Here is a 12669-nt window from a genome sequence, read left to right as displayed (position 1 = left end):
AAAATGTTTCAAATTGCTAAATCATATCTGAAATTCCTCTACAATTCCAAAAACCAACACGGAGTTCATTCGCCGTTTGTGTTTGATTTAGTGACGAAATGCTTTTATGATAAGACAAAATATCATGATTATCAATCTTTAAGTGAATACCGAAAATTTCTTTTAAAAAGCAAAACAACTATTGAAGTAACTGATTTTGGTGCAGGTTCACGAGTTTTTAAATCCAACAAAAGACAAATCTCAAAAATTGCCAAAACCGCTGGAATTTCTCCCAAAAGAGCCGAGTTACTTTTCAGAATAACAAAATATTTTCAACCTGATACTATTCTAGAAATTGGAACTTCATTAGGATTAGCAACATCTGCTCTTTCTTTAGGTAACTCAAATGCAAAAATTACTTCACTTGAAGGTTGCCCAAAAACATCTGAAGTTGCTATAACCTTATTGCAAAAGTTTGGTTTCTTTAATGCAAGAGTGGAAACAACAGAATTTTCAAGCTATCTGAAAACCCAACAACTGACAACCGATAAACGACAACTGATTTACTTCGATGGAAACCATTCAAAAAAAGCAACGTTAGAATATTTTGAATTGCTTTTGCCTACAATTACTAACGAAACCGTATGGATTTTTGACGACATTCACTGGAGCAAAGACATGGAAGAAGCATGGGAAACCATAAAAAATCATCCAAAAATTACTGTAACCATCGATACATTTCAATGGGGAATTGTGTTCTTTAGAGCCGAACAAGAAAAAGAACATTTTACAATTAGAGTGTAAAAAAAATAGCAACCATTACTAATTGCTATTTTCTGAATTGAATAAATAAACTTAAAAATTATTCTTTTGCCTCTTCATTTTCTCTTGCTTTAGCACCAATTCTGTTTACTTTAAACATTGGAGAAAATTTAAATTTTATAGATGCAATTTTAGTATTATCACTAGATGACAAACCTTCTTTTTCAACCGTGTTTTTTCTAGTATCTAATGCTTCATACATTAACTTAACTTCATCATAATCTTCTCTAGAAAAATCACTTTTATTGGCTTTGTAAGTATCAAAGAAACTTTGATATGTACTCAAAATATTATCTTTATTCACCCACGAAAAATTCATGTCTTCACCAATTTTTCCAGCACCAAAAAATCGATCTCTCAAAAGTTGATTTGGATTAATTACTTGCTTTTTTGCCGCTTTTGTTTCAATAGTTGTTTTCACTACAACATATCGCGCATTAATACTATCAATTTTTGCCTGACTTGTATATTTTACATCTTCAGTTAAATTTGATATCGCATCACTCGATTCTAAATTTTTTCTATCAAAATCACTAGAAATTCTGTCCCAATTGGTTTCCGTTTCTTCAAGATTTATTACTTCAATAGAATCTACATAACTTTCTAATGAAGCTATTTTTTTATCCGCAATTTCCAATTCCTTGTTTTTACAAGAAACTAAACTCACTGCTGCGATAAAAAAAACTCCATATTTCAAAATATTTTTTTTCATTTTATTAGGTTTAAATGTTGGTGTAAAACTAATTCAACTTCAATTTTTTAACATTACACAATTATTTATAAAAGTTATATAATTCTTTCAATCAAAACAAAAAAACAATTGTAACAATATCAGTATATTTACTACCAATAAAAAACTCAATTCAATTAAAAATGGCAAATCCATTAATCGACATAACCCAAATTAAAAGAGATTTTCAACTTGGCAGTGAAACCATAAATGTTTTAAAAGGCATTGATTTACAAATCAACAAAGGCGAATACGTCGCATTAATGGGACCAAGTGGTTCAGGAAAATCAACGCTAATGAACCTTTTAGGTTGTTTGGACACACCAACTTCTGGTAGTTATATTCTTAATGGAAAAGACGTTTCTCAAATGCATGATGACGATTTAGCCGAAATTAGAAACAAAGAAATTGGTTTCGTTTTTCAAACCTTCAACCTTTTGCCCAGAACAACTGCATTAGACAATGTTGCGTTGCCTATGATTTATGCCGGTTTTTCAAAATCAGAACGAAACGAACGCGCAACCGAAGTGCTAACCCAAGTAAATCTTGCCGATAGAATGGATCATCAACCCAACCAACTTTCGGGTGGACAACGCCAAAGAGTTGCCATTGCAAGAGCTTTAGTCAACAAACCTTCCATCATTCTTGCCGACGAACCAACTGGAAATCTAGACAGTAAAACCTCCGTAGAAATCATGAATCTATTCAATGAAATTCACAAAAACGGAAACACTGTCATTTTAGTAACGCACGAAGAAGACATTGCAGCTTATGCTCACAGAATTATTCGCCTTCGAGATGGATTAATCGAAAGTGACAACCAAAATACAAATCATTTGTAGAAGTGAATCGCTCGGGCTTTATCAGTAATAGTAATTCCAGCTTTTCTCTCCAACAACTCTATCAAAGTTTAAAACTTTGACAGAGTTGATTTCCGTTTCAAATGCAAAACATTCACTGAACTCCGATAAAAAAAAACACTAGGTGAAGTAATCTGGGCTATTAGATAAACCATTCTAATTTTTGCTACCTTTGAAAAACAATTTTGATTTTTTTGCCAAAGACTTAAATCTAACAGTCTAACAGTCTGAAAATCTAAAAATCTAAAAATCTAAAATGAAAGTATATACCAAAACTGGAGATACAGGAACAACAGCGCTTTTTGGCGGAACACGCGTACCAAAACACCACATTCGAATTGAAAGCTATGGAACAGTCGATGAACTCAACTCACATATTGGTTTAATTCGCGACCAAGAAATGAATCCATTATACAAAAACGTACTAGTTGAAGTTCAAGACCGACTTTTCACCGTTGGAGCAATTCTTGCCACACCACCAGAAAAAGAGGTTTTAAAAAACGGTCAAAAACGCCTTCAAAATCTTGGCATTTTAGAAACCGATATCGAATTTCTAGAAAACGAAATCGACTCTATGGAGGATAGTTTACCACAGATGACACATTTCGTGCTTCCTGGCGGACATACAACTGTGTCATATTGTCATATTGCACGTTGCGTTTGCCGTCGTGCCGAGCGTTTAGCTGTCCATTTAAATGACATCGAACCAACTGACGAACTTGTTATTAAATACCTAAACCGACTTTCTGACTACCTTTTTGTCTTGGCACGAAAGTTGTCCTTTGACCTGAAAGCGGATGAAGTTCAGTGGATACCACGCAAGTAGTAAATCGTTTTCAAAAGCTATTTTCAGAGGAACATTCGTCATTAAAAACTGAAAATTAAACATTAAAAAAAACACGTTCTTACATAGTATTGAAAATAAATCAAAAAAAACTTGACTTTTTCAGTTAAAAATTTATTTTTGCATAAATTAAAACCGATAGAAGATGTATTGGACATTAGAATTAGCATCGTATTTAAGTGATGCACCGTGGCCTGCAACCAAAGATGAGCTTATTGATTACGCAATTAGAGCTGGTGCTCCACTTGAAGTAGTGGAGAATCTTCAATCTATTGAAGACGAAGGCGAAATATACGAATCAATGGAAGAAATTTGGCCAGACTATCCAACCGACGAAGACTATCTTTGGAACGAGGATGAATATTAAAAAATAACCAAACACAAAAAACTAAAAGTCCGTTAGGGCTTTTTTTTATATTAAATTTACACCCGAAGTATCGGGATTTTAAAAACATAAATCATAATAATATGAGTTTCATTAATAGTATTCTTAAAGCTTTTGTAGGAGACAAATCCCAAAAAGATGTAAAAGCAATACAACCTTTAATTACTAAAATTAAATCTTTTGAAAGCACTTTAATGGCTTTGTCAAACGATGAATTACGTAACAAAACCGTTTCTTTCAAAGAAAAAATAAAATCTGCAAGAGCAGAAAAAGATGCAAAGATTGAAACCCTAAGACAAGAAGCAGAAAACACTTCTGATATTGATAAAAGAGAAGATATCTACAATGCAATTGATGCTCTCGAAAAAGAAGCATATGATATCTCTGAAAAAGTATTAAATGAAATTCTTCCAGAAGCGTTTGCAGTTGTTAAAGAAACTGCTCGTCGTTTTAAAGAGAATACTTCAATCACCGTTACTGCATCAGCAAAAGACAGAGAACTTTCTGCTACAAAATCATACATCAGTTTGGATGGTGATAATGCCGTTTGGGCAAACTCTTGGAATGCTGCCGGAAAAGAAATTACTTGGGATATGATTCACTATGACGTTCAGTTAATTGGTGGCGTTGTATTGCATCAAGGTAAAATTTCCGAAATGCAAACCGGTGAAGGAAAAACATTAGTAGCAACACTTCCACTCTATTTGAATGCTTTGACTGGAAATGGTGTTCACTTGGTAACCGTAAACGACTACTTAGCAAAACGTGATAGTACTTGGAAAGCACCTTTATTTGAATTCCACGGAATTACTGTAGATTGTATTGATAACCATTCGCCAAACTCTGACGCAAGAAGAAAAGCCTACGAAGCTGACATTACTTATGGAACAAATAATGAATTTGGTTTTGATTATTTGCGTGATAATATGGCACATTCGCCAGAAGATTTAGTGCAAAGAAAACACAATTATGCCATTGTCGATGAGGTCGACTCAGTATTGATTGATGATGCAAGAACGCCTTTAATCATTTCAGGACCAGTACCTGATGGTGATAGACACGAATTTAATGAATTGAAACCAAAAATTGAAAATCTTTACAATTTACAACGTCAATTGTCCAACGGCTTTTTAACGGAAGCAAAACGTTTGATAAAAGAAGGAAATACAAAAGATGGTGGTTTTCAATTGTTGAGAGCATATCGTTCACTACCAAAAAACAAGGCTTTGATTAAATTCCTAAGTGAAGAAGGAATTAAAGCACTTTTACAAAAAACCGAAAACGAATACATGCAAGATAACAATCGCAAAATGCCTTTGGTTGATGAAGCATTGTATTTTGTAATCGAAGAAAAAAACAATCAAGTAGAATTGACCGATAATGGAATTAAATTCCTTTCACAAGATACCGATTCAAACTTTTTTGTTCTTCCAGACATTGGAACTGAAATTGCCAACATCGAAAAACAAAATCTAGAAAAAGACGCAGAAGCGGAAGCTAAAGAACGATTGTTTCAAGATTTTGGAGTAAAATCAGAGCGTATTCATACACTTACGCAATTATTGAAAGCTTATACACTTTTTGAAAAAGATGTAGAATATGTAATCATGGATAATAAAATCCTAATCGTTGACGAGCAAACAGGTCGTATTATGGATGGTCGCCGTTATTCTGATGGATTGCACCAAGCTATTGAAGCTAAAGAACAAGTTACTATCGAAGCGGCAACTCAAACTTTTGCCACTATCACGTTGCAGAATTATTTCCGTATGTACAGCAAATTGGCTGGTATGACAGGAACTGCGGTTACTGAAGCTGGTGAATTATGGCAAATTTATAAATTAGACGTTGTTGAAATTCCAACCAATCGTGGAATGGCAAGAAAAGATAAAGAAGATTTGATTTACCGTTCAGTTCGTGAAAAATTCAATGCCGTTATAGAAGATGTTACGCAACTTTCCGCTTCTGGAAGACCAGTTTTGATTGGAACAACATCGGTAGAAATTTCAGAATTATTGAGTAGAATGTTGAAAATGCGTGGTGTTGCTCACAACGTATTGAACGCTAAAATGCACAAAAAAGAAGCAGAAATCGTAGCCGAAGCAGGAAATCCTGGTGTTGTAACTATTGCAACCAATATGGCTGGACGAGGAACCGATATTAAGCTTTCGCCAGAAGTAAAAGCGGCTGGTGGTTTAGCAATTATTGGAACAGAACGTCACGATTCTCGTCGTGTTGACCGTCAGTTGCGTGGTCGTGCTGGTCGTCAAGGTGATCCTGGAAGTTCGCAGTTTTATGTATCGTTAGAAGATAACTTAATGCGTCTTTTTGGTTCGGATAGAGTTGCCAAAATCATGGACCGAATGGGATTGAAAGAAGGTGAAGTTATCCAACATTCAATGATGACAAAATCGATTGAACGCGCACAGAAAAAAGTAGAAGAAAACAACTTTGGAACACGTAAACGCTTACTAGAATATGACGATGTTATGAATTCACAACGTGAAGTAGTTTACAAACGTCGTCGTCATGCTTTACATGGAGAACGTTTGAAACTTGACATCGCAAACATGATGTATGATACTTGCGAAGTAATTGTAAGCGATAATAAAGGAGCTAATAATTTCAAAAACTTTGAATTTGAATTAATTCGTTATTTTTCAATCACATCGCCTATTTCGGCTAATGAGTTTGAAAAAATGTCTGAAATGGAAATTACAGGCAAAGTATATAAAGCGGCAATGGCTTATTATGCTGAAAAAACAGAACGTAGCGCTCGAGAAGCTTTGCCAATCATTACAGAAGTATATCAAAAAGAAGGTAATAAATTTGAGCGAATTGTAGTTCCGTTTTCTGATGGAATCAAAACCTTGAATGTAGTTACCGATTTGAAAAAAGCTTTTGAATCTAATGGTGCACAACTCGTAGCTGATTTTGAAAAAAATATCACTCTAGCTATTGTTGACGAAGCTTGGAAAAAACATTTACGCAAAATGGACGAATTGAAACAATCGGTTCAATTAGCGGTTCACGAACAAAAAGATCCATTGTTGATATATAAATTAGAAGCGTTCAAATTGTTTAGCAACATGCTTGATGGAGTTAACAAAGAAGTGATATCGTTCTTGTTTAAAGGAGATTTACCTCAACAAAATCAAAATATCCAAGAAGCTAGAGAAGTAAAACGCAAAGAGAATTATACAGAAACAAAAGACGAAATTGAAAATGATGGAAAGATTTCCAATCAAGTTGGAAACGAAGCAAGCCATACACAACAACGTCCTCAAGTAACCGAAACTATCGTTCGCGAAACACCAAAAATTAACCGTAATGATACCGTTACTGTAAAACATGTAATGAGTGGAAAAACAGAAAGCATGAAATACAAAAAAGCAGAAAGTATGATTGCTACTGGTGAATGGGTTTTGGTTCACGAATAACACTTCACTAATTAATAATATAATCCTCAATGGTTAAAACTGTTGGGGATTTTTTTATATTTGAAAAAACATAATCTATGAAACTAAAAAAATTAGCACTTCTGTTGCTTTTAATTTCTCAAGTAACAGTTGGGCAAGACTTAAATTCCTTAAAAATTGAAGCACAAAAAGTTTATGAAGCCACGGCAATTTTAGACTTTGACCAAATAATTGACGGAACTTATCCTAAAGTATTTGAAATTGTTTCAAAAGAACAAATGAAACAAATACTCATTTCCACATTTAATGGAAATGATGAAATGAAAATAAAACTTTTGAATGTTCCGCCCGATTTTAAATTTGGAGAAATAAAAAAAATCGATACACAAACATTTTGTCTAATTGACCATAATTTATCTATGGAATTAACACTTCAAGAAAAAATTGAAGATGATGAAGAGGCTGAAATGATGTTAGAAATTTTTAAAGCTGGAATGGAAACGGATAAAGTAACTTTCAATAAAGAAACTAACACTTTTACCATAACCAAAATATCAACAATGATTGGTATTGCTGATCAAGCAACTAATAATACATGGAAATTTCTAAACAAGGATAAAGAAAATGTTTTGGCAACAAAGCTGTTTAGCAAAAAAGTATTAAAAGCACTCGGAATGTAATAAAAACAAAATTTATTTTATCTTTACTTACTATAATAATAAACCAAATTTAATCAACTATCATGGCAAAAGGAAAAGACGTTCAAAAAGCAGCAAAGAAAGAACCTCTAAAAACTGCTAAGGAAAAAAAAGAGGAGAAAAGAATTAAAAAACAAACTCCAAAAAGAGACTAAATCCTATAAAAAAAGCCATCGAGTTATTACACAAGATGGCTTTCCGGTTTTAACTAATCCAAAAATTAAAACTTATAACCAGCTCCAATAAAAATTCCACTCACACTAACATCACCCATTCCTAATGAATATTTAGCATTTACATCTATTTCTTCTGTGATGTCATATATTGCTCCAAAATCTACATTTACTTTAAATTCATCTTCTTCAGCATCTAAGAAATAGTTCAAACTTGGTCCAGCAATAATACCGAATTTTTCGGCTACGTTATATTTTGCCAAAACTGGAACACTTATAAAGTTCAAATCAGTAATTGCAACATAAAGTAACTCTGGTTGCACAGAGAATTTTTCAGAAAGACCAATGTTAGCAAAACCACCTAGAAAAAATCCAGTTTCCGAAGCAGTAGCTGTTGTTCCTAAAATTTTCACTTTTGCAGTGGCTAGGTCAACACCTGCTTTAGCACCAAATTTTGTCTCTTGTGCATTAGTAAATCCAAATGTAAAAACTGCAATAGCAGCAAATAGTAATTTTTTCATCATATTATAATTTAAAGGTTATGATGCAAAACTACTTTTGATTAACAAACGATACAATAAGTCAAATGTCGTATTATGTCAAATGATCGGGGAAAATTTTTCCTGGATTTAGAATGTTGTTTGGGTCAAAAACACGCTTGATACTTTCCATTAATTCTAAATGAGAACGTGAAAAAGCAATATCCATGAAGTTTTTTTGAACGTAACCAATGCCATGTTCGCCTGACAACGTTCCTTTGAGTGAAACGGTTAATTCAAATATTTCACGAATACCAATTGGAACTTGTGTTTGCCAATTGTCATCCGTCATATCGCCTTTGATGATGTTTACGTGTAGATTTCCATCGCCAGCATGACCATAACAAACGGATTTAAAACCATGCTTCGCTCCTATTCGTTTAATTCCTGTCAATAGTTCAGGCAACATATAGCGTGGCACAACCGTATCTTCTTCTTTATAAATCGAATTGGATTTTACGGCTTCGGCAACCGAACGACGCATTTTCCACAAGGCCTTTTTTGTATCTTCAGTATCAGCAAAAAGAACTTCATCAATTTCAAATTGTTCAACAACTGACATTATTTTTTCGGCTTCGATCATCAAGATTTCTGGATAATTTCCATCCACTTCAATTAGTAAATGGGCTTGAACTTTGTCATCAACATTGATACTAATATCGTCGTGATATTTCAATGTCCAATCGATAGCATCGCGTTCCATAAATTCCAAAGCACTTGGAATAATTCCGGCACGGAAAATTGCCGAAACGGCTTCGCAAGCTTCTTGTGCTTTATAAAACGGCACTAACATTAAAACATTATGAGAATTTTTAGGAAGCAATTTCAAAACCGCTTTCGTGATTACGCCAAGCGTTCCTTCGCTGCCAATCATCAATTGGGTTAAGTTGTAACCTGTAGAGTTTTTTAACGTATTGGCTCCAGTCCAAATTATGTCACCATTAGGCAAAACAACTTCTAGATTTAAAACATAATCTTTGGTTACACCATATTTCACTGCTCGTGCGCCACCCGAATTTTCGGCAATGTTTCCTCCAATCCAACAACTTCCCATACTGCTTGGATCGACTGGATAGAACAATCCTTTTTCGGCAACGGTTTCACGTAAAACTTGGGTTATTACAGCTGGTTCAACGGTAACTTGTAAATTTTGTTCGTCAATTTCGAGGATTTTATTTAATCGTTCCAAGGACAATCCGATACCTTCATAAATGGATAATGCGCCACCACTTAAACCTGTTCGCGCTCCAATTGGCGTTGTTGGGATTTTGTATTCGTTTGCCAATTTTATAACTGCCGAAACTTCACTGGTATTGGCTGGTTTTACAACTACGCTTGGCGGAAAAACATAATCTTCGGTTTCATCATGACCGTAATGATTTCGAGTTTCTATGTCGGTGAAGATATAGTTTTCGCCAACTATTTGAGTGAGTTTATGAAGTACTTCTGTATTGAGAGACATGGTAAAATTATTGATGAGTAAAAATAGAAAAAGAAAAGAGAAAATAGAAAAAAGAGAAAAGAAAAAAGAGAATAGAAAATAGAAAAAAGAGAATAGAAAAAAGAATATAGACGGATAGACAATTGACTAATGGATTATAGAATAGAAACTTGAAAAAGAATTTTATGGATTGATTTCTTTTGAAATGATGCATTTACAAAAGACAAATCCTGTTTAGCCCTGATGCTGAAATTGTTTGAGCTCTTGTCTTGTTTTCAAAACAAGACAAAGCGAGTTTAAGCAGCAGGAATAGGGAAAACAAGAATGCACTACCGATTCGCTCCTACTCTTTTTTCTTTAAATTGGGAAGGAAATAACAAATTGCGCCAATCAACGGAAGATAGGAACAAACGTGATAGACGTATTGAATTGATGTTTCGTCTGCCAATTTGCCGAGCAAAGCCGAACCCAAAGCACCCATTCCGAAGGCAAAACCATAGAAAAGTCCGGAAACCATGCCGAGTTTTTTAGGTAATAATTCTTGTGCGTAAACCAAAATTGCTGGAAATGCTGAGGAAATGATTATTCCGATGATAACCATTAATACATCGGTCCAAAAAAGATTGACATAAGGCAACAGCAAAGCAAACGGAAACGCTCCGAAAACAGATATCCAAATGACATATTTTCTCCCGATTTTGTCGCCTAATGGTCCGCCGAGAATGGTTCCAACAGCATAGGCAATCAGGTAAATAAACATGTGGAATTGGGCTTGTTTTATTGTTAAACCAAATTTATCGATGATGTAAAACTGGTAATAACTTGACAAGCTTGCAGTATAGAAAAACTTAGAAAATATAACGATTAATAGTATTCCGATGGCGATTTGCACTTTTTGTTTTGGAAGATTATGAAAATCGATAAAAGGCTGGACTTTGTTTTTTCTCAAAATTAAATGGTCGCGATACCAATAGGCGATTTTACTCAAAATAGCCAAACCTATGACTGCAACGATAACAAACCAAAGAATGTGTTTTTGTGAATTGGGGATAACAATCAACGCTACTAAAAGTGGTCCAAGTGCTGTTCCGAAATTGCCTCCAACTTGAAAAATAGATTGTGCCAAACCACGTTTTCCGCCCGAAGCTAGATTGGAAATTCGTGCCGATTCGGGATGGAAAATGGATGAACCTGTTCCGATTAAAATTACCGAAGCGATTATCCAGTAGAAATTATCGGCAAAGGAAATAGAAACAATTCCTGCCATAGAAAACAGCATTCCATAAATTTGAGAAAAGGGTTTTGGATTTTTATCGGTATAATAACCCACTAACGGTTGGAAAATGGACGCCGAAAACTGAAACGCAAAAGTGATTAAACCAATTTGAGAGAACGACAAATTATAACTTTCCTTCAACAACGGATAGATGGACGGAATGATTGCCTGAATTAAATCGTTGAGCAAATGAGCAAAACTGATGGAAAAAAGTATGGAATAAACCGTTTTTTCTAGTAACGGAGTTACCTTTTTTGTGCCATGAATAGTAGTTTCTACTTCCATTTTAATTTTTTAACGGTACAAAAGTACTATTAATATTAGTGATTAAAATAACATTTAGTAATTTTAGCAAATCATTAGGAGTAAGATTTTATAAACGGATACAAACCTTGGAAGAAAACCAAAAAAAATCGGCGCTAAAAGAAAAAGACGGAATTCCACAACCGGAAATTTTGAACGCTTCCTCTGTGCAGAAAGTATTGCTCAAGAGAAAAAATCAACCTTCGGCAGAGGAATTGATTGCTGGGATTTTGGCACAAGACAAAGTGGCTTTGAGCCGAGCGATTACGCTGGTTGAAAGTACTAATATTGAGCATTTGGCGAAAGCGAACGAAATCATCAACGGTTGTTTGCCACATGCTAATCAATCCATCCGCATAGGAATTACGGGTGTTCCAGGCGTTGGGAAAAGTACGTTTATTGAAGCTTTTGGGAAATACTTGACTTCTATTGGTAAAAAAGTAGCGGTGTTAGCGGTTGATCCAAGCAGTACCATTTCGCACGGAAGTATTTTGGGCGATAAAACCCGAATGGAAGAATTAGTAAAAGACGAAAACGCATTTATACGTCCGAGTGCTTCGGGAGAAACGCTTGGTGGTGTTGCTCGAAAAACCCGTGAGACTATTATTCTTTGTGAAGCTTGTGGTTTTGACACGATTATTATAGAAACTGTTGGCGTTGGTCAAAGCGAAACTGCGGTTCACAGCATGGTGGATTTCTTTTTGTTGTTGAAAATTTCGGGTGCTGGCGATGAGTTGCAAGGCATCAAACGCGGCATTATGGAAATGGCAGATACGATTGTAATCAACAAAGCCGATGGTGATAATGTTGCGAAAGCCAAATTGGCCAAAACGGAATTCAACCGAGCGTTGCATTTATTTCCTGCAAAATCTTCGGGTTGGATTCCTAATGTTACTACGTGTAGCGCTTTTGAAAAAACTGGGATTGACAACGTTTGGAAGATTATTGCTGACTATTTCGAATTGGTAAAATCCAACAATTATTTTGAAGAAAAACGTCAAAACCAAAATCAGTTTTGGATGATGGAAACTATAAACGAACAGTTGAAATCACATTTTTATACACATCCTGAAATCAGTTCGTTATTGGAAGAAAATAAAAAAGCTGTGCAAAGTAATGAGATATCACCTTTTGCAGCGGCTATGAATTTGTTGGAAAAGTATTTTAAATAAAAACTCCCAAGCTTTCGCTTAGGAGTTT

The 12669-nt window shown here is 34.6% G+C and carries 11 protein-coding genes; 7 read left to right on the top strand and 4 right to left on the bottom strand.

Annotated features, from left to right (window positions below):
• The first annotated feature begins 3 nt into the window (after window positions 1–3).
• The gene (locus BC748_RS01550) at window positions 4–783 is read left to right on the top strand and encodes an O-methyltransferase (protein ID WP_133531704.1); all 780 of its coding nucleotides are present in this window, start codon (window positions 4–6) and stop codon (window positions 781–783) included.
• Window positions 784–841: 58 nt separating this feature from the next.
• On the opposite strand, the gene BC748_RS01545 is transcribed toward BC748_RS01550, so the two are convergent.
• Window positions 842–1513, bottom strand: a complete 672-nt coding sequence (locus BC748_RS01545) for a hypothetical protein (RefSeq protein ID WP_133531703.1) — start codon at window positions 1511–1513, stop codon at window positions 842–844.
• Between the two features lie 161 nt (window positions 1514–1674).
• Here BC748_RS01545 and BC748_RS01540 point away from each other — a divergent pair, with 161 nt between their 5' ends.
• From BC748_RS01540 to BC748_RS01520, 5 genes are all read left to right on the top strand, one after another.
• Window positions 1675–2373 carry an ABC transporter ATP-binding protein gene (locus BC748_RS01540; protein WP_133531702.1) on the top strand — a complete coding sequence of 233 codons (699 nt, stop codon included), beginning with the start codon at window positions 1675–1677 and terminating at the stop codon, window positions 2371–2373.
• A 274-nt stretch (window positions 2374–2647) separates the two neighbouring features.
• The gene (locus BC748_RS01535; protein WP_133531701.1) at window positions 2648–3217 is read left to right on the top strand and encodes a cob(I)yrinic acid a,c-diamide adenosyltransferase; all 570 of its coding nucleotides are present in this window, start codon (window positions 2648–2650) and stop codon (window positions 3215–3217) included.
• Window positions 3218–3380: 163 nt separating this feature from the next.
• On the top strand, window positions 3381–3602 hold the full coding sequence (locus tag BC748_RS01530) for a DUF2795 domain-containing protein (protein ID WP_022828503.1): 222 nt from the start codon (window positions 3381–3383) through the stop codon (window positions 3600–3602).
• Window positions 3603–3703: 101 nt separating this feature from the next.
• On the top strand, window positions 3704–7060 hold the full coding sequence (gene secA, locus BC748_RS01525) for a preprotein translocase subunit SecA (RefSeq protein ID WP_133531700.1): 3357 nt from the start codon (window positions 3704–3706) through the stop codon (window positions 7058–7060).
• Between the two features lie 77 nt (window positions 7061–7137).
• Complete coding sequence (locus BC748_RS01520; protein WP_133531699.1) at window positions 7138–7719, top strand: hypothetical protein; 582 nt, start codon at window positions 7138–7140, stop codon at window positions 7717–7719.
• A 238-nt stretch (window positions 7720–7957) separates the two neighbouring features.
• Here the strand turns inward: BC748_RS01520 and BC748_RS01510 are convergent, their stop codons facing one another.
• From BC748_RS01510 to BC748_RS01500, 3 genes are all read right to left on the bottom strand, one after another.
• On the bottom strand, window positions 7958–8431 hold the full coding sequence (locus BC748_RS01510; RefSeq protein WP_162846386.1) for an outer membrane beta-barrel protein: 474 nt from the start codon (window positions 8429–8431) through the stop codon (window positions 7958–7960).
• 73 nt (window positions 8432–8504) lie between these two features.
• Window positions 8505–9911 (bottom strand): FAD-binding oxidoreductase, encoded by a 1407-nt coding sequence (locus tag BC748_RS01505; protein WP_133531696.1) that lies wholly within the window; start codon window positions 9909–9911, stop codon window positions 8505–8507.
• Between the two features lie 322 nt (window positions 9912–10233).
• On the bottom strand, window positions 10234–11451 hold the full coding sequence (locus tag BC748_RS01500) for an MFS transporter (RefSeq protein ID WP_133531695.1): 1218 nt from the start codon (window positions 11449–11451) through the stop codon (window positions 10234–10236).
• A 107-nt stretch (window positions 11452–11558) separates the two neighbouring features.
• On the opposite strand from BC748_RS01500, the gene meaB reads away from it, so the two are divergent.
• Window positions 11559–12641 carry a methylmalonyl Co-A mutase-associated GTPase MeaB gene (meaB, locus tag BC748_RS01495; RefSeq protein ID WP_133531694.1) on the top strand — a complete coding sequence of 361 codons (1083 nt, stop codon included), beginning with the start codon at window positions 11559–11561 and terminating at the stop codon, window positions 12639–12641.
• Window positions 12642–12669 lie beyond the last annotated feature (28 nt).

This window comes from Flavobacterium dankookense, from assembly GCF_004362665.1.
Taxonomy (GTDB): domain Bacteria; phylum Bacteroidota; class Bacteroidia; order Flavobacteriales; family Flavobacteriaceae; genus Flavobacterium; species Flavobacterium dankookense.
This window is presented reverse-complemented; position numbering and strand designations above follow the sequence as displayed.

What these genes read in the sequence shown, in the direction of transcription:
- BC748_RS01510 (WP_162846386.1), bottom strand. Translation starts at nt 8,431, where the DNA reads ATGAAAAAATTACTATTTGCTGCTATTGCAGTTTTTACATTTGGATTT.
- BC748_RS01505 (WP_133531696.1), bottom strand. Translation starts at nt 9,911, where the DNA reads ATGTCTCTCAATACAGAAGTACTTCATAAACTCACTCAAATAGTTGGC.
- BC748_RS01530 (WP_022828503.1), top strand. Translation starts at nt 3,381, where the DNA reads ATGTATTGGACATTAGAATTAGCATCGTATTTAAGTGATGCACCGTGG.
- BC748_RS01535 (WP_133531701.1), top strand. Translation starts at nt 2,648, where the DNA reads ATGAAAGTATATACCAAAACTGGAGATACAGGAACAACAGCGCTTTTT.
- BC748_RS01540 (WP_133531702.1), top strand. Translation starts at nt 1,675, where the DNA reads ATGGCAAATCCATTAATCGACATAACCCAAATTAAAAGAGATTTTCAA.
- BC748_RS01545 (WP_133531703.1), bottom strand. Translation starts at nt 1,513, where the DNA reads ATGAAAAAAAATATTTTGAAATATGGAGTTTTTTTTATCGCAGCAGTG.
- BC748_RS01520 (WP_133531699.1), top strand. Translation starts at nt 7,138, where the DNA reads ATGAAACTAAAAAAATTAGCACTTCTGTTGCTTTTAATTTCTCAAGTA.
- secA (WP_133531700.1), top strand. Translation starts at nt 3,704, where the DNA reads ATGAGTTTCATTAATAGTATTCTTAAAGCTTTTGTAGGAGACAAATCC.
- BC748_RS01500 (WP_133531695.1), bottom strand. Translation starts at nt 11,451, where the DNA reads ATGGAAGTAGAAACTACTATTCATGGCACAAAAAAGGTAACTCCGTTA.
- BC748_RS01550 (WP_133531704.1), top strand. Translation starts at nt 4, where the DNA reads ATGTTTCAAATTGCTAAATCATATCTGAAATTCCTCTACAATTCCAAA.